This window comes from Psychroserpens mesophilus (assembly GCF_000826645.1).
GTDB lineage: Bacteria > Bacteroidota > Bacteroidia > Flavobacteriales > Flavobacteriaceae > Psychroserpens > Psychroserpens mesophilus.
In genome coordinates this window covers 18,063-38,961 of sequence record NZ_JXJP01000001.1, presented here as the reverse complement: position 1 = coordinate 38,961, position 20,899 = coordinate 18,063, and the positions used below count along the sequence as shown (strand labels likewise).

The following is a 20,899-nucleotide window of genomic DNA, read 5'->3' as shown; positions in this document are numbered from 1 at the left end:
TAGGCACTACAATTACCTTACAATAAGTAGTTTTAATATTTTAGTTTCAAAAGAATCTAAATCAGAAATAAAAATAAGATAAACTCCAGTTGCTACAACATTGTTTGCGAGATTCTTCCCATTCCAAATAGCTGTTCCACCATCGATAGCAAAATTGTAATTGGCGCTGGAAGTTCTTTGATTGACTCTAGACTGAGCTTCAGCAACAAGATTGCCTTCAATATCTGTTATCTTGATATTTACATTTTCTGTTAGGTTAGATATTTTAACACCGTTATTAATATCATTTAGATTGTTTGATCCTAAAATATTATACTCTGGTCGAACAGGGTTTGGATAAACAAAAGCTTGATCTAATGTTTCTTCTGGTTTTGTTCCTCCTGAAGAAAAGGAAAGTAATCCATTTGGTGTTGCTATATAAACGATACCACTAGAAGGATCTATCGATACTTCATTAATATTATTGGTAGGTAATGGTGAGTTATCTTTTGTAAAATGAAAAATTGTTTGTTGTCCGTCTGGAGAAAAATAAAACAGCCCAGAATCTGCAGTTCCTATCCATTTATTATTTGAACCATCAACAGCAATTGATGTAATTAATTGATTTGAAAGTAATTCTTTAGGAATTCCTTCTTCTAAAATGACTATGTTATTTACAACTGAATTCGTAAAAAAATTGGCTGGACTAAATAATACTCTTAATCCCTTCTCGGTTCCAATCCAAAGTTGACCATTATTATCTAAAGCTAAAGTTTTAACGAATGAAGAAGGGAAATTTTCTGCTTCACCATTTGCAAAACTTAATTGTTCATTTCCTCCATTCTCATTAAATCCAACAAGGCCAAAAGAAAATGCACCTGTAAATTTATTATTTAAATCATCTATAACTAGTGACGAAAATCCAATATTACTGTTTGTAGGTGGCACAGGTATTATTGAAGTAAAATCATAAGATGTCCACTGGCCATTTTCAAATTTATTCAATGGCCTTGGCGTTCTACAATTCATTACCCATAACGCTCCGTTTTTATCGAAGATATTAACAGTAACAAATTGTACGTTAGAAGTAAAAGGATCTAAGGTACTGTTATCCTCATTATAAAGTATAATAGGCGTTTCATTATTAAATTCAATAACACCAGACCAGTGTGATGTAATAAAAATCTGTTCTGTATTGAACGGATTAATTGCTATATCTGATAAAAAGAAGGGATCTTCTATAAGACTTTCAATAGTATCATATTCAATATTTCTCCATTCTTCATTAACAAATCTACTTACTCCACTTCTTCTAATACCACCACTTGGATTAAATGTACGTGAATATCCACCAAAAACAGCCCATAAATTATTAGGACTATTTTCTATAGCAAAAACATTATTACTTAAAGGTCCGTCAGGATGAATTTCTTCAAAAACATCTGGACTGCTAAATGTTGTTTTAATAACTCCTCGTCCCGATTTGCCATCATTTATTATACCTGAAGTTCCAACAAATATTTCATCTTGATTATTTAATGATGCGACAGTAAATAGAACACCTAAATCAGAATTATTAGTAACCGTAGAAATCAAATTAAAAAACACATCATAGATGTAAACGACATCTTCAGTAGTTATGATAAGTCTAGAATCATTACTTCTCATATCAACAGGTAGTAATGGATATTGAAATAATTGTGTAAATGGATTTTCAAGAATTTCAAAAACAGCTTTGTTAATTGATATCGCATAAACTTTATCTCCAATACTTTCAATAGCGACAAAATTTCCAGCTCTTATTGTTTCCCACTGATTGAAATCGATAAGATTTGGATTTGAAATATCACCTCTTTTAATTCCAGTATTATCTCTGCAGGCTGCATAAACAAATCCATCGACAACTGTAGTTTGAGTAACTCTAATTTGTGATCCTCCTGAACCGATAAAATAAGTATCTCCAAACTCTAGCCGCTCTAAATCATAAACAGAAATACCATAATCTGTGGAGATGTATAATAACCCTTCGTGTTCATAAAAATGATTGATATTTTTCTTGTCTGGTGGTATTGTAACCTTATTTAAAATATCAATAACTACCAGTACTTCATTATCATTCAAAACAATGTCAATTAATCCTGTATCATAGCCAATAACTAATATATCATTAGCTTCACTGTAATATATACTTGAAATGTTATCACCTGATAAACCATCAACAGTGCTTATTGTATTAATTTCGTTTGTGTTATAATCAAATGTAAAAACAGCATTCTCAGATGCTGCATACAAAACATCTTCACTAGCAGAAAAGTCTGAAATATTGAGATATGAAAAATGCCCTTCCCATAGACTAGAAAAATCTTGAGCATTAGCAAATAATGCATAAGACAAAGACAACAGAACTAATAGTATGCGTTTCATAAAAATAAAAATCAAATATATTTATAAGTAACGAGTTATTTTAGATAATCATACATTATATCAAAAAAAAAAGCTCTCAAGAATTAATTGAGAGCTTTAAAGTTTTTGTTCAAAAGTTTAAACAACACCTTGAGCTAACATAGCATCAGCAACTTTTACGAATCCTGCAACATTGGCTCCTTTTACGTAGTCAACATAACCGTCTTGTCTTGTACCATAAGTCACACAAGACTGGTGAATGTCATCCATGATTTTATGCAACTTTTCATCAACTTCTTCTCTGGTCCAATTCATACGTAATGAATTCTGACTCATTTCTAAACCTGAAGTTGCAACACCACCAGCATTAGATGCTTTTCCTGGCGAAAATAATACTTTTGCATTCTGAAATGCTTCAATGGCTTCTGGCGTTGTTGGCATATTTGCGCCTTCAGCTACCACAATAACATTATTGTTAATTAATGCTTTAGCTTCTTCACCATTTAATTCATTTTGAGTAGCACATGGTAAAGCAATGTCACAATTTACAGACCAAGGCCTTTTTCCTTCGTGATAGGTAGCAGATCCATATTGGTTAACATATTCACTTATTCTTCCACGTTTAACATTTTTGAGATTCATTATAAACGCTAATTTGTCGGCATCAATACCATCAGCATCATGAATATATCCACCTGAATCAGACATGGTCACAACTTTTCCTCCAAGTTGAGTTGCTTTTTCACAAGCATATTGTGCTACATTTCCCGATCCAGAAATTACAACAGTCTTACCTTCAATAGTGTCATTTTTAGTTTTAAGCATGTTCTGTGCAAAATACACACAACCATATCCAGTAGCTTCAGGTCGAATTAGAGAACCTCCATAAGACATTCCTTTTCCTGTTAAAACTCCGGTAAATTCATTTTGTAATCTTTTGTATTGCCCAAACATATAACCGATTTCTCGTCCGCCAACGCCAATATCTCCAGCAGGAACGTCTGTATTTGCTCCAATATGTCGAAACAATTCTGTCATAAATGATTGACAAAAACGCATCACTTCATTATCACTTTTACCTTTAGGGTTAAAGTCTGAACCTCCTTTTCCTCCTCCCATTGGAAGCGTAGTTAAAGAATTTTTAAAAACTTGTTCAAATCCTAAAAATTTAAGAATACTTAAATTCACAGAAGGATGAAAACGCAATCCACCTTTATAAGGTCCGATAGCAGAGTTAAACTCTACTCTAAAACCTCTATTTACCTGAGTATTCCCTTGATCATCAATCCAAGGCACTCTAAAAATGATTGTGCGCTCAGGTTCCACCATACGCTCTAATAACATTTTTCCTTGATATTTAGGATTGTCTTCAATAAAAGGAATTACTGTTTCGGCAACTTCGTGCACTGCTTGTAAGAATTCGGTTTCATGACCGTTTTTTTCCTTAACAAGATTTAAAAAAGTTTCAATTTTATCTTTCATCTATTAAATTATTAATAATCAATGTTCATTTTTGTTATACAAAGATACATTATCTTTAAAATTTAAGTATATATTTTTTGATATTCTCAGTATCGGAATAGCAAATTAATTATAATTAAAATTAAAAATAGCAAGAGAAACTACTTTTGTTTGGTAGTTAGAGCAGTTTTTATATATTTGTTAACAAATATGCCCTTGGTAATTTTGAACCCTATGACGTTTAATTTTAAACAATTAACATTTGTATTCGTTTTTATAATGGGTATAAATGAAGTGTTTGCTCAACTCGGCTTTTCACACGAAATAGGTGTCATTGCGGGTCCTGTAGCTTTTCAATCTGATTTTGGTGTGCGTAATGATTTCGAAACGAATTCAGGCAACACTGGTATTGGTATTGGTATTGTACATTACATAAACTTTGCTTACCGAGCTGATTGTAACTGCTACTCTACTGACACATTCTTTAACGACCATTTTAAACTTAGAAATGAAATTTCTTGGAACAGAACTACCTTAAATCATTTTGGAGAGTGGGTAGATCGTGCTGCAATAAATAATAATTATGAGCAATTACGACTACATACTGGTGTAGCAAATAATTTTGATATTGGTACACAAATCGAATTCTTTCCAAAAAGTATTAGATCATTTCAAGCTTTTGGTTATTCGTTTGCGCCTTTTGTGAGTTTAGGAGTTCATTTTACGTCTTACAATCCAAGTGTGGAAACTTCTGCTATTGACGGTAATATCAATAACATGAATAACTTTTTCCCAGGCTGGGTAAACGCAGCTAACCCTAATGTTAACGAAGATCCATTTTTATTTGATGGCAGTGGCACAGCATGGTCTGTTGTTGGAAGTGTTGGTACGCGCTACAAATTAACCGTCTTGTCTGATTTAATGATAGACTTAAGATGGCAGTATTTTTTTAATGACAAGGTTGATGGTTTAGATCATAATTTACCTTCAAACAAAGCCAATGACTGGTTGGTTTGGTTGAACTTTGGGTACATTTACTATTTGGATTAACAATTTTTATAATATATAATTAAATAGACCAGGTTTTCACTTGGTCTTTTTTATGTCCTTTTCCATACAATAAAATGGATAGTCTCTTTCTGGAAAATTGACATTTCCGCTAATCTTATAGTTTCGTTTCTTGTAAAAATTAATCACTCTTTTATTCTGGCTATAGGCATCTAATCTAATTGAAGCATAGTTGTTCGTCACTGCGTAATTTTCTGCAAAATCCATTAATTGTTGAGCATATCCTTGTTTTTGGTGTTTCGGATTGACTACAAGACGATGAACTACTAATATTTTCCCATCATCAAATTTCCAATTAATCAACTTGTATTCATCTTCCTGCTCTTCGCTTAAAGCAATTGCACCAATTATTTCGTTATCATTTTTTAATATGTAAAGAACCTCTTTTTGCAAATCACTTTCAATGATTGAAATCGTCGGATACGTATTTGTCCATTGATATATACCATTGCGCTCTAATTCTATCTTGCCATTTATATAGATTTGAAAGAGCGCTTCCAAATCAGTTAAATTTCCTTTCTCTATAGTGGATTGATGAATTTTTACTGTTTCAAATGTAGTGTCATAGATTAAAACTCCTTGGTTGATACTATCAAGTTGATTGATTAGAAATCCTTTTTTATTCCAAACAGCACTTTGTCCAACACTTAAAAAATCATCACAATAACCCACGCAATTTGACATTAAAATTGGTGTACTAAATTCGCGAGCTATATTTGGAAAAAATAAATTAGCCTTTTCAATACCGTTTTTAGATTTAGCAACACTTGCAATGTAAATATCAGCACCTTTGTGATTGGCATTTAAAAAATGTTCTCGCTGTAAGGTTTCATAGCAAATTCCTATTGCAATTTTAACCCCTTCAATGTTTAAAATTAGCTGATCATTCCCAGAAATAAAATAAGGTAGTTCATCATCATGCAACAATTGTTTAGAATAGACACTACTGCTTTTATTTGGCTGAAAAATCAACATACTAATGCAGATGCCTTCAACAGAATTAATAGGAAAACCAATTCCGATAGTGATGTCATTTTTATCAGATAAGGCTTGGAAGGGCTTAAAGATATCATCATCAATACGAGTTGCAAATTCCTTGGCTAAGCTCGGTTCATATCCAGTAATTGATAATTCAGGAAATATGATTACATCAGAATTTAAATGAATTGCACGCTTAATAAGACGCAAGTGATTTTGAATATTCCTGTAAATTTCTCCCTTGAAGGATTGCGTTTGTGCGATACAGATTCTCATTTTAAATGGGTTTAATTCGCCAATACCTATACAACGTTAACCTATAGCTTGTTTTAAATCTGCAATTAAATCAGCTTCATCTTCAATACCAACACTTAACCTGATTAAAGAATCGACAACTCCTGTTTTTTCTCGTTCTTCCTTTGGAATACTTGCATGTGTCATACTTGCTGGATGGCCTGCTAGAGATTCTACACCACCCAAAGACTCTGCCAGAGTAAAAATCTTTAAATTCTCAACAATACTTATGGCTTCTTTATAATTGTTACCTTTTGTTGTAAATGACACCATACCTCCAAAATCACTCATTTGTGATTTAGCGATATCATGATTCGGATGGTTTTCAAAACCTGGCCAGTATACCTTTTCTATTTTTGGATGATTTGCTAAAAATTCTGCCACAGCTCTACCATTTTCACAGTGACGTTGCATTCTAATATGAAGCGTTTTAATACCTCTTAAGGCTAAAAAACTATCTTGTGGTCCGCATACAGCTCCACTGGCATTTTGAATAAAATACAAACGATCTGCCAGATCTTTATCTTTAACAACCAATGCGCCCATAATTAAATCACTATGACCACCTAAATACTTGGTAGCAGAGTGCATCACAATATCTGCGCCTAAATCTAAAGGTCTTTGTAAATAAGGCGTTGCAAACGTATTATCGACTGCTAACAAAATATTATGCTTTTTTGCAATAGCAGAAGCCGCTCTAATATCTATAATATTCATCATTGGGTTTGTAGGTGTTTCAACCCAAATTAATTTGGTATTTTCGTTGATATAGGTTTTAATATTTGTGGCATTATTCATACCTACGAAATGAAACTTAATCCCAAATTTTTTAAAAATACTAGTAAATAATCTGTAAGAACCACCATACAAATCGTTAGTAGATATGACTTCATCTCCTGGTTCCAATAATTTGATTATGGCATCTATAGCTGCTAAACCAGAACCAAATGCTAATCCGTAATTCCCATTTTCAATGCTGGCGAACGCATTTTCCAGGGCAGTTCTGGTTGGATTATGAGTTCTTGAATATTCATACCCTTTGTGACCTCCAGGTGTAGATTGCGCGTAAGTTGACGTTTGATATATTGGTGGCATCACGCTTCCATAAGCTGGATCGTGCTTCTGCCCTCCGTGAATAGTTTTGGTGTTAAATTTCATTAGTTTTTTGCCTTAGATCTTTAATAAACACGATTCATTTTAATGCTTTGAGAATACAACAAAATAAAACTTTAATTCGTTGTATTCAAATGTAAGTAATACCTTTATTGAATGTTTAACAAATTGAATCCTATTTTGAAAAAACACCTCTTTTTAATAATTGTTTTAAGCTTCGTTTTTTCGTGTAAAAAAGACGTGAGCATTGAATTTTCAGAAGCACATATTGAAACATCAAAGGATGCTGATATTGCGATAAATTATCCTAAAGCTGAAGGCAATAAAGATGTTTCAGAACGTATAAATACTACGATTGAAAATTATATTGTTAGTCAAATTAATTTTAGTGAAGATTCATTAACTAATATTACTATAAAAAATGCTGTGGAACGTTTTAATACGGAATACACCACTTTTAAAAGTGATTTTCCAGACAGTCCTCAAAAGTGGGAAGCCTTTATTGATGGTGAAGTGACGTATCGCTCTCCTGAAGTCATATGCATGGCTATAAATTCTTATTTAGATACTGGTGGAGCACATGGAAATACGAATGTGAGGTTTTTCAATTTTAATCCGCAAACAGGTGAATTATATTCCAAAAGTGAGCTTATTAATAATGTTAGTGATATTTCAAAAATTATTGAAAGGAAACTACAAGAGAAAGCTAAATCGAAATCAGATGAACCAATAGAAGATTTTTTCTTCGGAAAAGACTTTCAACTCCCTGAAACTATTGGTTATAGTGATGAAGGATTGATTATTTTATACAATCCATATGAAATCGCCTCGTATTCACAAGGTATTATAGAATTCATAATTCCATATTCTGAAATTAGCTCATATTTAAACATTTACTAATCAGCGCCTTTAGATAATCGCTTGATTATTGGTTCTACAGTAAGCCCTTGCCCTATAATTGAGAAGACCACAATGATATATGTAATTACTAAAAACAATTCTCTGTGCATGTCTTGAGTAAGACTTAAAGCCAATGCAATTGAAATACCTCCTCGCAAACCTCCCCAAGTCATTATGAGATTGGTGTGTTTTACAAATTCAAGTTTTTTATCGAAAAATTTTATCGGTAACCATAAAGACACAAACCTACTCAACAACACAAGTGGTACAGCAATAAGACCTGCTAAAATATAATCGAAACTAAAGGTAAGCACAAGCATTTCCATACCTATCATGACAAATAACACTGTGTTGAGTAGCACATCAATAAGTTCCCAAAATTTGTCAACATACATTTCCGTAATTTCAGACATAGAACTTTTTCTAACGGTATCATTTCCAACGATAAGTCCAGCAGTAACCATAGCCAAAGGTGCCGATAAATGCCATTGGTGTGCCAGCAAACTTCCACCCATCACTGTTGCAATGGTGATAATGACCTCAACTTCATAATCATCAATAGACTTCAATAATTTATAGGTTATATAGCCTAAAATGAGTCCTAAACCAATTCCTCCAAGGACTTCTTGCCCAAACAATTTGGCGATTTCCCCAAACTCAATGGCTGCATCAGGTTTTGCTGCTATTGCAAATATGGTCAAAAACACAACAACACCGACACCATCATTAAATAGGGATTCTCCAACTATTTTTGTTTCTAATTTTTTAGGTGCTCCTGCCTTTTTTAAGATGCCTAAAACGGCTATAGGATCCGTTGGCGATATTAATGCTCCAAATAATAAACAATAGATAAAAGCAACTTCAAGCCCTAAGATTTTAAGTAAAAAGAAGGTTAAACTTCCTACTAAGAATGTAGACACTAAAACACCAAGAGTAGCAAATACAAACACTGGCCATCTCTGAATTTTAAGCTGATTAAAATTGGTATGTAAAGCTCCTGCAAAAAGTAGAAAACTTAACATAATATCTAGCAATACTGTTTTGAAATCAATTTGAGAAATCAATTCCTTTTCTCGTAACAACAAAGTGTCATCAAACTGTCCAATAGCAACAATAATAATTGTAAAGACAATAGTAATAAGCATCAAACCGATGGTTATTGGTAACTTTAAAAACCTGACATTGATATAACCAAAAAGTGCTGAAAGTACAATCAACACCGAAGCAATAGCATAATAATCCATGAAACTTTAATTTTTTTTTAAAAGTAACTAATTTTCTTTTTAAATCTGTTTACTTTGCACGGATTAAAACCTCATCTACAGAGCAGAACATACCATGAAAAAAGTATATCATCTTAAAACTTGCAATACTTGTGACAGAATTATAAAATCGTTAAATCTATCTAATGATTTCAGTTTTCAAGATATAAAATCTGAAGATATTACAGTAAAACAACTGGATCAACTTAAAGACTTAGCGGGTAGTTACGAGGCGTTATTCAGTAAACGCGCTAAGCTTTACAAGGAAATGGGTTTAAAAGAACAAAACTTGAGTGAAGCTGATTATAAACATTACATTCTGGAGCATTACACGTTTTTAAAACGACCTGTAATTGTTGTAAATGATACCATTTTTATTGGAAACAGCGCTAAAACTATAGAAGCTGCAAAAGCTTTTATCCACGCTAATGAATAGTAGGAAATTTGCACTTTTAGCCGTGTTTTTAGTTCAGCTTTTGTATGGTCTAAATTACACCTATGCTAAAAACGTTATTAATGAGGGCTTTGTACAATCATTTGCATTTGTGCTATTAAGGGTTGTTGGTGCAACTATTCTATTCTGGGCTTTTAGTTTCTTTTACAAAAAAGAGAAAATTGAAAAAAGAGATTTCGTTACCATATTCTTTGCTGCACTTTTTGGGGTGTGTATTAATATGCTTCTATTTTTGAAAGGCTTAGAATTGACCTCTCCAATTCATGCTTCTGTAATTATGACTATCACACCTGTTATAATATTGGTTTTGTCTATTTTCTTCCTTGATGAAAAGCTAACCAAACTGAAAGTATTCGGTATCATTCTGGCTTTTGCTGGTGGTGTGTTGCTTACAGCTTTAGGAAAATCTACAAGAGTTGGAGATAATGTAGCTTTAGGGAACTTGTGCATTTTTATAAATGCAATTTCATATAGTATTTATGTAATTATTATAAAACGTTTAACTGCAAAATACCATCCGTTTACCTTTATAAAATGGCTGTTTTTATTTGGAGTTATTCTTACGTTACCCTTTGGGTATCAAGAAGCCTTAGAGATTCAATGGCATACATTTACTCCTTACATTTGGTTTTCTGTACTCTTTGTGATTATAGGAGCCACATTTGGAACTTATCTTTTAAATCCACTAGCTTTGAATTCTCTAAAAGCATCTACTGTTGGAACATTTATTTATTTGCAACCCGTAATTGCAGGTGTTTTTGCGATTATCATGGGTGTAGATGTTGTGAGCCCAATTAAAATAGGCGCTATGGTTCTTATATTTTCAGGCGTTTATCTCGTGACTAAAAAACCAAAAACATTAGTTTAAATCTTGAGGCTTTTTACCAGATTGGCGTGTGTCTTCTTTTGTAAGTACCTTAAAATTTGTAGACTTAGGAAACGTTGCTATTAATTCTTTCAAATTATGAGGAAGCTCAATTAAGCTTCTGGTTTTTAAGCTAATCCAGGCGCCAAGAATATCACATGTTGCAACATGTTTTCCTGTTTGATTGTAAAAATTATGCTCAAATTTAAAAAACATACCATCATCACTTAATCCAGATACTGAAAGCGTAACGGTTAGCGTTTGACCCAAAAAAGATTCCTTGAAATAGTGAATGTATTCAGAAAACACTACAGGACCAATACCATAGTCAATAAGCTTTTTCATAGAAAATCCGTGCTCGTTTAAGAATCCTACACGCGTATGACTCATAAAATTTACATAAGCCGAATTTGCCAAATGGCCATTAGCGTCAACATCACTCCATCTAATTTCAAAATCTTTTTTGTACATCTTCTAAATTTTAAGTGTGCAAAGTTATCGTTTTTTATAAACCTAAACTATCCGCTTTAAAACGTTTTGATTTTCCTTACCTTTGTGCAACTTTTTTATAATATTTATGATACAATCAATGACTGGTTACGGGAAATCTGTAATTCAACTTCCAACCAAAAAGATATCGATAGAAGTAAAATCGCTAAACAGCAAAAACTTAGATCTGAATACAAGAATGCCTTCATTGTATCGTGAAAAAGAACTAAGCATTAGAAAACTTATCGCTTCTAAGCTGGTAAGAGGTAAAATCGATTTTTCATTATATATGGAAATAACTGGCGAAGAAACCTCAACGCAAATTAATAAAACAGTTGTAAAACAGTACATCAAACAACTTAAAGAAGTCGTTGATGGAGATGAAACCGAATTATTAAAAATGGCCATTCGACTTCCAGATGCTGTGACTACCGAACGTGATGAAATCGATGAAGATGAATGGTCACAAATTTCAAAAGAAATTGACAGTAGCCTTGAAAAGATCCAACAATATAGAATTGATGAAGGCAAGAGTCTCGAGGATGAATTTATTACTCGTGCTGAAAATATTTCAGAGTTATTAGATCAGGTCATTGAAATGGATCCTGATCGTATTGATGGTGTTCGCGAACGATTAAATAAAGGGATTGCTGAAATTAAAGAAAAAGTTGATGAAAACCGTTTTGAGCAAGAACTTGTGTATTACATTGAAAAATTTGACATTACCGAAGAAAAAGTGCGTTTAAAAAACCATTTAGACTACTTCCAGAAGGCTTTAAAATCTGATGATTCCAATGGTAAAAAATTGGGTTTTATTTCTCAGGAAATGGGACGAGAAATTAATACCATTGGTTCAAAATCTAATTATGCGCCAATGCAAAAGCTGGTCGTTCAAATGAAAGATGAGCTTGAAAAAATTAAGGAACAGTTATTGAATGTGCTTTAACTAATTAATTGTTTGTAAAATTATAGAATCGATTTAATCAGTGTCAGAAATAAAAAATAAAAACAGAGGGAAATTAATCGTGTTTTCAGCACCTTCTGGTTCTGGAAAAACTACTATTGTAAGGCATTTACTCCAGCAGAAAGAACTCAATTTAGAGTTTTCTATTTCAGCAACATCAAGAGAAAAACGAGGCAATGAAATTCATGGAAAAGATTATTATTTTCTAGATGTTAAAGATTTTAAGAACAGGATTAAAAACGATGAGTTTTTAGAATGGGAAGAAGTGTATCGTGATAATTTCTACGGAACTTTAAAAACTGAAATCGAACGCATTTGGGGAAAAGGTAAAAACGTTATTTTTGATATTGACGTATCTGGCGGATTACGTATTAAAAAGAAATTCCCAAAAGAGACCTTAGCTATTTTTGTAAAACCACCCGATTTAAACGAACTAATCATCAGACTTAAAGAGCGTGGTGAAGAAAGTCCTGAAAAGATTAGTATGCGTGTAGCAAAAGCTCCTGCCGAACTGGCAACTGCTCCTCTATTTGATGAAATCGTCCTTAATAAAGATTTAGACAAAGCATTGGACGATGCTTATAACTTGGTGTCAAATTTTGTAAACTCCTAAGTCATGAAAGTCGGCTTGTATTTTGGAACGTTTAATCCCATTCACGTTGGACATCTTACCATTGCCAACCATTTAGCTGAATACAGCGATTTAGACAAAATCTGGTTTGTAGTCACACCACATAGCCCGTTTAAAAAGAAAAGCTCGTTGCTAGATAATCGTCAACGCTACGAAATGGTATATCGTGCTACCGAAGATTATTCTAAACTAGAACCCAGCGATATTGAATTTAATTTACCGCAACCCAATTATACCATCAATACGTTGACGTATCTCAAAGAAAAATATCCAGATTATACGTTTGCACTTATTATGGGTGAAGACAATCTGAAGAGTTTCCACAAGTGGAAAAATTATGAACTCATCTTAGAAAATCACGACATCTATGTGTATCCAAGAATTTCTGAAGGACATATTGAGACACAATTTGATAATCATACTAAAATTCACAAAGTTGATGCGCCTATTATGGAATTATCGTCAACATTTATCAGAAATTCAATTAAGGAAGGTAAAAATGTCAGACCTATGCTTCCTGAACATGTTTGGGAGTATCTGGATGAAATGAATTTTTATAAATAAACAACTGAAGAAGGATCTATGAAAGACACGAAATTACTGAACTATATTAAGGCTGTTTTAGAAAATTTACCAACCGATTGGCTAAATTTAACAACGCATCGACTTGATATTTACAATGAAGAACTGGCTAAAACTCAATTCTTAGACCAGTTTGAAGTTCTTTTTAATGCCAACAACTCTGAAACTTCAGCACTCCATATTTTACCCACAGCTTACGATTACATTCGTTTAGGTCACCCTTTATCTAGCGTTTTAGAATGGACTATTGCGCATATAAATCACTTAGATTCAGAACAAGTGATAAGCTTTTCATCAAAGACGATTCCTGTTTTGGCTGTTCTGAGAAAGAACTTACTAAATCATAAAAACACTCTAATTACTTTCAAAGACGAGTTACCAGACGAATTTGATGTTGACATTATAAAGCGTGTGTATGGCTATACATTTGAAGTAATGAAGGTTGAACAACCAGAAGATGTTCCAGCATTTGAAGGTAGCACTATTTTCATTTCGCAAGACAAAGAGATTTTTAAAAGCGATCTTCATCCTAATATTGACTTTTTCATAAATATACACGATTCCTTAGGAAGTGTATTACTAGTTAATGGCGAACTAAACGCTGCGTATATTTCAGACATTCAACATGTTCGCAGAAGAGAAACCATTGCAATGACACCTGTTAATTGTTTCGAAGCTCTAAAATTACTCGTTGATTCATCTTCTGGTATAAAGACTGAAAATAACATCAGTGCGACTAAAGCACGCGTTTTAAATTCAATTACTGCTATCACTGGTACTACTGAAAAACCTTTAGTTGGATCAAGCGGACTTTCCATTCAGTATGCAATTATGATGGGACTGGTTCATTATGCTCAAGAACATCATAAAGAAAAAGCTATAAAATTTATTGTTCCTCCAAATTGCTATGGTGGTACAAACGATCAGGCTAGACGAGTTGCGGCTTGCATTGATAATGTAGAAATTGTTGATTTACCTGTTGATGGTGATAATGACATGGTTCAAAGTATTGATGTCATATTAGAGAAAATCGCTAAAGAAGATGCCATTCCTTACATCATTGCTGAAATTCCAACGAATCCTAGAGTTGAAGTGCCTAATCTGAAACAATTAAAAGCAACTTTAGGTAAAGTTCGTAAAACAGCTTCAGGCAATAATGCTATCGATCCTGTTTTTATTTTAGACCAAACTTTTTGTCCGAATGTTCACTTTTTAGGCGAAGGACATACCTTATCTGAAGTTAGAAGTATTTCTTACGCCAGTGGATCAAAATTTCCTAGTGGCGGACAATGTACTGCTGGTTATTGTGTTGGTAATACTAAAGCTGAAGCTTTGATGGCATACATTGAAACGCATCTCATGTTATGCGACAATGAAGCGACTTCTCATCAAATGGAAATTTTAGCACATCAGTTGCCTTCAATGAATCAGCGCATAGTTGATGCTTATAAAAACACTCGAGAATTTGTAAATTTCATTAAGGTGGTTTTACCTGCTGCCAAAATCAATTTTGTTTCCGAAGACCTAGCAAATCAAGGTTTTATGCCTTCTGTGTTTTCACTTGATCTTCCAACCAAAGGAAATACTGCTGAAGAAAAAGAAGCGTACAAAAGAACTTTGAATCATAAATTAATCCATTTGATGATTACCGAAATTCCTGATGAAAGCAAATATTGTGTTAGCTACGGACAACTAAAAGGCTGTTACTGGACGATACCTGCAACATCAACTCAAGGAACAACAAAAGAAGGTGACAAAGATTATATTGCGCGCGTTGCCTTGTCTCCAAATATGGATTTAGAGCGTCACAAAGAGGTCTTTTTAGATTTTGTAAGAGCTATTTCTTAAAGTCAAAAATGATAATAGGCATTTTCCAAATGTTCAATATCGAATTGATTTCCATTTTTAACAATGGCAATGATATCAAAACGTACTTCGACATCAAGCTGATGTGAGGTCACAAAATGATCGACTGCTTTGACAATTCTTTGAATTTGCTTTGGCTTTAAAAAGTCTTGTGGATTTCCAAACACATTAGTTGATCGTGTTTTTACTTCAACAATGGCTAAAACATCTTCCTTTTGAGCAATGATATCAACTTCTGCCTTTTGAAAGATATAATTGCGAGATAGAATCTCATAACCGTGTTTCAGTAAAAAATCTACTGCCAGTTCTTCTCCTTTTTGTCCTAAGTCATTATGATTTGCCATAAATAGATATAATAATTACGCAACCTTATTAGCTTAGTTGTATCTTATAATCAATATACTAAATTTATAGATGTGAAAAAACTCATCATATTCTTAACCTTCATTTATTGCAGCCATAATTACGCTCAAACGCTGTATGTTATTGATGAGTCTTTCAAAATTGTTGCTTATGACCAAAATGGTCTGCCTACATTAATTAAACAATTTGAAAATTATTTCTCAGATATTGCTGTGACAAGTTTAGGAGAAATTTACTTAACCTCAGGTACCAGATTATACCATTATGATGTTAGTAACGACCAGTTGAGTGAGGTATTTATAATATCAAACTCATTTGGCTCTAATACATCATTAACAGCAGGCCACAATAATGATTTGTATTTTTTAACCGAGCTTCAAAATTTATTTAAATACGATATCACAAATAATTCTCTTGAACTTATAGCAAATTTAGGTGTTCAAACTCCTGGTGACCTTGTTTTTTACAAGGGAAATCTTATTTTTAAACGTTCTGGCACTGATCAAATTAGTGCTTATAATATTTACAATGATACTATTGATGCTATTTTTTGTCTTCCTGATTCTTCTTTTTGGAACGCTTATGGGATTGCAAATCATGTGAATTCGTGTGGAGATAATACGCTAATTATAAGTAGAGATTTTGAATTATTTGAAATAGATCTGGAAAACGATACATTAACTCCACTGAATTTTACCCATGACACATCCATTTTCGGTTTAGCAACTAATACTGAATATTTAGCAGCAAATTGTAATTCTACTTTAACTACAAACCCTTGTTCACTATCTGTTGAGGAATATAATTTCTTCAGTTCAGACATTATATTTTATCCTAATCCTGTAAAAAGTTATATAAATATAAAGACCAACATCATATATGACACTGTCACTATCATCGATATTAACGGAAGGGTCATTCTTAATTCAGAAAAGAATCAAAGAAAAATTGATGTTTCAGAATTAAGCAGTGGCATTTACTTTTTCAAAATTATTAATGGAGAACAATCAAGAATAGAAAAATTTGTAAAAAACTAAATTTCTAGGGCTTGAGTACTTCTAATTTATATCCAACACCATGAACATTCGTGATTTTTATGGACGAATCTTCTTTTAATTTTTTTCTCAATTTAGAAATATAGGTGTCTAAGCTTCTACCGACGAAAACACCATGATCTTCCCAAACGCGCTTGGATAATTCATCTCTTTTAACCACGTCATTTAAATTGTCGCATAAAATTTCTAAAAGCTCACATTCCTTTTTAGATAAGCCAATCTCTTTTTTTACATAAATTAATTTACTTTGATCTTTATCAAATTTATAGTTTCCAATGGTATAAAACGGATGCTCTGTTACTGATTGAGTTGTTGTTATTTTCCGTTTAAATAACAACCAAATAATTAAAATAAGAGGAACAATGAGCCACAAGTAAAGCAATGAAAATTGCTCTTTTCTACCTTCAAAACGAACTTGAATGGTATAACAATTAAGAGGCAAAGCGCGTCCAGCACAAGGAATAAGACTTTGTTCCTGTTCATTTTTCATCTCATAACTATAAGCCACTTCATTATCTTCACATTGAAAGACCTCAACGCGATAATGATCAGGTAAACCTGCTTTTTCAAGGCTGTTTTTAACGAAAATTACAAGACTGTCGGGTTTAAAACCGAGTTCATTTTGAAATGATAACTGGTATGTATCAGATGCTGTTTCAAGCACTGGCAATATTAAAGATGTAGAATCCTGATTGGATAGCAACAATTGATGACCAACATCTCTAAGTGCAATTTTTGTAAGTTCTCTATGTGAATCGTCTTTAGCACAAGACGATAAATTTAGAATTCCTAAAAGCAATAAAACTAAATAAAGGTATCTTTTCATAAGCACTACAAATAAATGATAAATAAGAGTGACATCTAACCTATTCACATTTATTTTACACTTTTTTGACACTTTACTTTAAGTCGTTGAAGACGTTTCTTGAACAAAAGATTATTTATAAACTAGTGTTGATTCATCTTTCTCCACCTTCAACTGAATCACTTTTCCAAAAACCATAGCGCGATTATCGTTTTCATGACCTGCTGGCATATTAAATGCTATCGGAAAATCATAATCAGCTAATGCATCTAAAATTAGCTGTTCGATAGTCGTTCCCCAAAGTGTAGTGTTTTTTCTAAGTTTACTCATATCACCAACAATTACTCCTTTACAATCATCAAAATAACCTGCACGTTTCAAACTTTGAAGCATGCGATCAATATGGTATTTGTATTCACCTATTTCTTCAATAAACAAGATTTTACCAGAGACATCAATGCTTGTTTTTGAACCCAACATGGTGTGAAGCATGGTTAAATTCCCTCCAACCAATTGTCCAGTGGCATTGCCTACTCTATTATAACTTGAACCTTCTAAAGTAAAGTTTACAGGATTTCCAAATATGGTGGACTTAAACGTTTCTAGGCTTTCTTTAATATCGTCTAAATCTTTAGTCAAACTCACACACATCAACGCATGAATAGATTGATAACCTTCATTATGAATTTGATTGTGCAATGCCGTAATATCGCTGTAACCAATCATCCATTTTGGATGTTCTTTAAACTTCGTATAGTCTAATTTATCTAAAATCCGAACCGTTCCGTAGCCACCTCTGGCACACCAGATTGCACTAATTTTTGGGTCGTCTAATGCATTTTGAAAATCTTCACAACGCTCTGCATCTGTACCTGCAAAATGATCTGCCTGACTAAACACGTGTTTACCAACGACAACATTCAATCCCCAACTTTTCAATAAAGCAACAGCTCGTTCTACTTCATCATTTCTGTTTTTTAATATTCCAGCAGGCGCAACAATCGCAACAGTATCTCCAGTTTTTAAATAAGGTGGTTGTATCAAAGCAGTTAGGTTTTGTTGAATAGATACATCTTGAGCTTGGCTATTTCCGAAGAAAAAAAGCGTACAAGCCAAGAGTAAAAAATAATGAATTTTAGACATATTGTAAATGTACATTTTTTTTCTAAATCGCTTTCAAAATGTGTACTTTTGTGGCTGCAAAAAACATTAAGGTGTTTGTCTCCTCGAGCGCAGTCGAGAGGTTTAAATTAGGTCTCGACTGCGCTCGGCCTGACAATTTAGTTTACATAAAATGAATACTCCAAAACGATATACAATTACTGCTGCATTACCTTACACTAATGGTCCGATTCACATTGGGCATTTAGCAGGTGTTTATGTGCCGGCAGATATTTACGCACGCTATAAACGTTTAACAGGAAATGATGTGGCATTCATTTGTGGAAGTGATGAACATGGTGTTCCTATTACGATAAAAGCAAAAAAGGAAGGTGTGTCTCCTCAGGATATCGTAGATAAATATCATGCGATAATTAAAAAATCGTTTGAAGACTTCGGAATTACATTCGACAATTATTCGCGTACGTCTGCTAAAATTCATCATGATACTGCTTCAGAATTTTTTAAAACTTTATATGACAAACACGAGTTTGTTGAAGAAGTCACGGAACAATTGTATGACGAGGAAGCCAATCAGTTTTTAGCTGATCGATTCGTAACTGGAACTTGTCCGAAATGCGGAAACGAAGAAGCTTATGGAGATCAGTGTGAAAGTTGTGGTTCAAGTTTGAACGCTACAGATCTTATCAATCCGAAATCTGCAATTACTGGAAATGTTCCAACATTAAAAAAAACCAAACACTGGTTTTTACCTTTAAATAAACACGAAGATTTTTTAAAAGAATGGATTTTAAAAGGTCATAAAAAAGACTGGAAGCCTAATGTTTACGGACAAGTAAAATCGTGGATAGATGATGGTTTACGTCCGAGAGCTGTCACTCGTGATTTGGATTGGGGAATTTCGGTTCCTGTTCCTGGAGGCGAAGGCAAAGTACTTTATGTATGGTTTGATGCACCTATTGGTTATATTTCTTCAACTAAAGAATGGGCAGCACGTGAGGGTAAAGATTGGGAACCTTACTGGAAAGACAAAGACACGAAACTCGTTCACTTTATTGGGAAGGATAACATTGTATTTCATTGTATCATTTTCCCAGCAATGCTCAAGGCTGAAGGCTCCTACATTTTACCAGACAATGTGCCTGCTAATGAGTTTTTAAATCTTGAAGGTAAAAAATTATCAACGTCTAAAAACTGGGCTGTTTGGTTGCCAGAGTATTTAGAAGATTTTCCAAATCAACAGGATGTGTTGCGCTATGCATTAACAGCTAATGCTCCAGAAAGTAAGGATAACGATTTTACATGGAAAGATTTTCAGGCAAGAAACAATAACGAATTGGTGGCGATCTTCGGAAACTTTATCAATCGCGTTGTGGTTTTGACCAACAAATATTACAATGGTATAGTTCCTGAAGCTTCTGAGTTTTCTGAAGTAGATACTGAAACTTTAGCGGCAGTAAAAGCCTATCCTTCTGTGATTGAAAGCTCCATCGAACGCTATCGATTTAGAGAAGCGAGTCAGGAATTAATGAATTTGGCGCGTTTAGGGAACAAATATCTAGCAGACGAAGAACCATGGAAACTGGTAAAAACTGATGAAGTTCGTACAAAAACAATTATGTACGTAGCGCTTCAAATTGCAAGTGCATTAGCAACATTGAGTGAACCTTTTTTACCGTTTACTTCAGAAAAACTAAAAGGTATTCTTTGTCATTCCGCACTTGATGCGGAATCTACTTGGACTGATATTTCAACTAAGAACATCCTCATTCCTTCTGGACATCAAATTGGAAAAGGGGAATTGTTATTCTCTAAAATTGAAGATAAAACAATAGAAGCACAATTGGAAAAACTTGAAGCCAGCAAAAAAGCAAATGAAGCGGCAAATAAAGAAATCGAACCTCAAAAGGACATCATTTCTTTTGACGATTTCACCAAACTTGACTTACGCGTTGGAACCATCCTTGAGGCCGAAAAAATGCCGAAAGCTAAAAAACTATTGGTTCTAAAAGTCGATACAGGAATTGATACACGAACGATTGTGTCTGGTATTGCTGAAAGTTTTACGCCTGAAGAAGTTGTGGGAAAGCAAGTCACAGTTTTAGTCAACCTAGCACCAAGAGCCTTACGTGGTGTTGAAAGTGAAGGCATGATTTTAATGACCGAAACACCTGAAGGCAAATTGGTCTTCGTCAATCCGGATACAAAAGTTAATAGCGGATTGCCGATTAGTTAATTCCAAGGT

General features: G+C 33.4%; 19 protein-coding genes. 10 read left to right on the top strand and 9 right to left on the bottom strand.

Features of this window, described 5'->3' with window-relative positions; translation table 11 throughout:
- Window positions 1-12: 12 nt before the first annotated feature.
- Together porZ and gdhA are read right to left on the bottom strand one after the other, a co-directional pair.
- Window positions 13-2,403, bottom strand: coding sequence for a type IX secretion system anionic LPS delivery protein PorZ (gene porZ, locus TD18_RS00155; RefSeq protein ID WP_040246910.1), 2,391 nt, complete (start codon window positions 2,401-2,403; stop codon window positions 13-15).
- 117 nt (window positions 2,404-2,520) lie between these two features.
- A complete protein-coding gene (gene gdhA, locus TD18_RS00150) occupies window positions 2,521-3,864 on the bottom strand; it encodes an NADP-specific glutamate dehydrogenase (RefSeq protein WP_040246906.1) in 1,344 nt (447 codons plus the stop codon).
- Window positions 3,865-4,077: 213 nt separating this feature from the next.
- Between gdhA and TD18_RS00145 the strand changes: the two genes are divergently transcribed.
- Window positions 4,078-4,893, top strand: a complete 816-nt coding sequence (locus TD18_RS00145; RefSeq protein WP_040246902.1) for a THC0290_0291 family protein — start codon at window positions 4,078-4,080, stop codon at window positions 4,891-4,893.
- Between the two features lie 36 nt (window positions 4,894-4,929).
- On the opposite strand, the gene TD18_RS17145 is transcribed toward TD18_RS00145, so the two are convergent.
- On the bottom strand, window positions 4,930-6,165 hold the full coding sequence (locus tag TD18_RS17145; protein WP_160289439.1) for a GNAT family N-acetyltransferase: 1,236 nt from the start codon (window positions 6,163-6,165) through the stop codon (window positions 4,930-4,932).
- A 36-nt stretch (window positions 6,166-6,201) separates the two neighbouring features.
- Entirely contained in the window at window positions 6,202-7,341 is a 1,140-nt protein-coding gene (locus tag TD18_RS00135; RefSeq protein ID WP_040246900.1) for a cystathionine gamma-synthase, read from the bottom strand.
- A gap of 195 nt (window positions 7,342-7,536) precedes the next feature.
- On the opposite strand from TD18_RS00135, the gene TD18_RS00130 reads away from it, so the two are divergent.
- Window positions 7,537-8,196, top strand: a complete 660-nt coding sequence (locus tag TD18_RS00130) for a DUF3298 and DUF4163 domain-containing protein (protein WP_160289438.1) — start codon at window positions 7,537-7,539, stop codon at window positions 8,194-8,196.
- Here TD18_RS00130 and TD18_RS00125 read toward each other — a convergent pair.
- The gene (locus tag TD18_RS00125) at window positions 8,193-9,440 is read right to left on the bottom strand and encodes a cation:proton antiporter (RefSeq protein WP_040246895.1); all 1,248 of its coding nucleotides are present in this window, start codon (window positions 9,438-9,440) and stop codon (window positions 8,193-8,195) included. The two genes, TD18_RS00130 and TD18_RS00125, sit on opposite strands and share 4 nt — an antisense overlap.
- A gap of 94 nt (window positions 9,441-9,534) precedes the next feature.
- Between TD18_RS00125 and TD18_RS00120 the strand changes: the two genes are divergently transcribed.
- Both TD18_RS00120 and TD18_RS00115 read left to right on the top strand, forming a co-directional pair.
- Window positions 9,535-9,894 (top strand): arsenate reductase family protein, encoded by a 360-nt coding sequence (locus TD18_RS00120; RefSeq protein ID WP_040246893.1) that lies wholly within the window; start codon window positions 9,535-9,537, stop codon window positions 9,892-9,894.
- Entirely contained in the window at window positions 9,887-10,780 is an 894-nt protein-coding gene (locus TD18_RS00115) for a DMT family transporter (protein WP_040246891.1), read from the top strand. The genes TD18_RS00120 and TD18_RS00115 overlap by 8 nt, the downstream gene beginning before the upstream one ends.
- Here the strand turns inward: TD18_RS00115 and TD18_RS00110 are convergent.
- A complete protein-coding gene (locus TD18_RS00110; protein WP_040246889.1) occupies window positions 10,772-11,248 on the bottom strand; it encodes an acyl-CoA thioesterase in 477 nt (158 codons plus the stop codon). The genes TD18_RS00115 and TD18_RS00110 overlap by 9 nt on opposite strands.
- Window positions 11,249-11,354: 106 nt before the next feature.
- Between TD18_RS00110 and TD18_RS00105 the strand changes: the two genes are divergently transcribed.
- Genes TD18_RS00105 through TD18_RS00090 form a run of 4 tightly spaced genes read left to right on the top strand, consistent with a single transcriptional unit; the run spans window position 11,355 to window position 15,291 of the window.
- Window positions 11,355-12,212, top strand: coding sequence for a YicC/YloC family endoribonuclease (locus tag TD18_RS00105; protein WP_040246887.1), 858 nt, complete (start codon window positions 11,355-11,357; stop codon window positions 12,210-12,212).
- 40 nt (window positions 12,213-12,252) lie between these two features.
- Entirely contained in the window at window positions 12,253-12,843 is a 591-nt protein-coding gene (gene gmk, locus TD18_RS00100; protein ID WP_052460975.1) for a guanylate kinase, read from the top strand.
- A 3-nt stretch (window positions 12,844-12,846) separates the two neighbouring features.
- Window positions 12,847-13,425, top strand: a complete 579-nt coding sequence (gene nadD, locus TD18_RS00095; protein ID WP_040246884.1) for a nicotinate (nicotinamide) nucleotide adenylyltransferase — start codon at window positions 12,847-12,849, stop codon at window positions 13,423-13,425.
- Window positions 13,426-13,443: 18 nt separating this feature from the next.
- The gene (locus TD18_RS00090) at window positions 13,444-15,291 is read left to right on the top strand and encodes a PLP-dependent aminotransferase family protein (RefSeq protein WP_040246881.1); all 1,848 of its coding nucleotides are present in this window, start codon (window positions 13,444-13,446) and stop codon (window positions 15,289-15,291) included.
- Window positions 15,292-15,293: 2 nt separating this feature from the next.
- On the opposite strand, the gene TD18_RS00085 is transcribed toward TD18_RS00090, so the two are convergent.
- Entirely contained in the window at window positions 15,294-15,653 is a 360-nt protein-coding gene (locus TD18_RS00085; protein WP_040246879.1) for a YraN family protein, read from the bottom strand.
- A gap of 72 nt (window positions 15,654-15,725) precedes the next feature.
- Between TD18_RS00085 and TD18_RS16505 the strand changes: the two genes are divergently transcribed.
- A complete protein-coding gene (locus tag TD18_RS16505) occupies window positions 15,726-16,709 on the top strand; it encodes a T9SS type A sorting domain-containing protein (RefSeq protein ID WP_052460974.1) in 984 nt (327 codons plus the stop codon).
- A 4-nt stretch (window positions 16,710-16,713) separates the two neighbouring features.
- Here the strand turns inward: TD18_RS16505 and TD18_RS00075 are convergent, their stop codons facing one another.
- Window positions 16,714-17,553 carry a winged helix-turn-helix domain-containing protein gene (locus TD18_RS00075; RefSeq protein WP_040246876.1) on the bottom strand — a complete coding sequence of 280 codons (840 nt, stop codon included), beginning with the start codon at window positions 17,551-17,553 and terminating at the stop codon, window positions 16,714-16,716.
- A gap of 111 nt (window positions 17,554-17,664) precedes the next feature.
- On the bottom strand, window positions 17,665-18,675 hold the full coding sequence (locus TD18_RS00070; protein WP_084205819.1) for a S66 peptidase family protein: 1,011 nt from the start codon (window positions 18,673-18,675) through the stop codon (window positions 17,665-17,667).
- 151 nt (window positions 18,676-18,826) lie between these two features.
- On the opposite strand from TD18_RS00070, the gene metG reads away from it, so the two are divergent.
- Window positions 18,827-20,890, top strand: a complete 2,064-nt coding sequence (gene metG, locus TD18_RS00065) for a methionine--tRNA ligase (protein WP_040246873.1) — start codon at window positions 18,827-18,829, stop codon at window positions 20,888-20,890.
- Window positions 20,891-20,899: the final 9 nt, after the last annotated feature.

Coding starts and splice junctions, on each gene's coding strand:
- porZ (WP_040246910.1), bottom strand. CDS start 2,403: ATGAAACGCATACTATTAGTTCTGTTGTCTTTGTCTTATGCATTATTT.
- gdhA (WP_040246906.1), bottom strand. CDS start 3,864: ATGAAAGATAAAATTGAAACTTTTTTAAATCTTGTTAAGGAAAAAAAC.
- TD18_RS00145 (WP_040246902.1), top strand. CDS start 4,078: ATGACGTTTAATTTTAAACAATTAACATTTGTATTCGTTTTTATAATG.
- TD18_RS17145 (WP_160289439.1), bottom strand. CDS start 6,165: ATGAGAATCTGTATCGCACAAACGCAATCCTTCAAGGGAGAAATTTAC.
- TD18_RS00135 (WP_040246900.1), bottom strand. CDS start 7,341: ATGAAATTTAACACCAAAACTATTCACGGAGGGCAGAAGCACGATCCA.
- TD18_RS00125 (WP_040246895.1), bottom strand. CDS start 9,440: ATGGATTATTATGCTATTGCTTCGGTGTTGATTGTACTTTCAGCACTT.
- TD18_RS00120 (WP_040246893.1), top strand. CDS start 9,535: ATGAAAAAAGTATATCATCTTAAAACTTGCAATACTTGTGACAGAATT.
- TD18_RS00115 (WP_040246891.1), top strand. CDS start 9,887: ATGAATAGTAGGAAATTTGCACTTTTAGCCGTGTTTTTAGTTCAGCTT.
- TD18_RS00110 (WP_040246889.1), bottom strand. CDS start 11,248: ATGTACAAAAAAGATTTTGAAATTAGATGGAGTGATGTTGACGCTAAT.
- TD18_RS00105 (WP_040246887.1), top strand. CDS start 11,355: ATGATACAATCAATGACTGGTTACGGGAAATCTGTAATTCAACTTCCA.
- nadD (WP_040246884.1), top strand. CDS start 12,847: ATGAAAGTCGGCTTGTATTTTGGAACGTTTAATCCCATTCACGTTGGA.
- TD18_RS00090 (WP_040246881.1), top strand. CDS start 13,444: ATGAAAGACACGAAATTACTGAACTATATTAAGGCTGTTTTAGAAAAT.
- TD18_RS00085 (WP_040246879.1), bottom strand. CDS start 15,653: ATGGCAAATCATAATGACTTAGGACAAAAAGGAGAAGAACTGGCAGTA.
- TD18_RS00075 (WP_040246876.1), bottom strand. CDS start 17,553: ATGAAAAGATACCTTTATTTAGTTTTATTGCTTTTAGGAATTCTAAAT.
- TD18_RS00070 (WP_084205819.1), bottom strand. CDS start 18,675: ATGTCTAAAATTCATTATTTTTTACTCTTGGCTTGTACGCTTTTTTTC.
- metG (WP_040246873.1), top strand. CDS start 18,827: ATGAATACTCCAAAACGATATACAATTACTGCTGCATTACCTTACACT.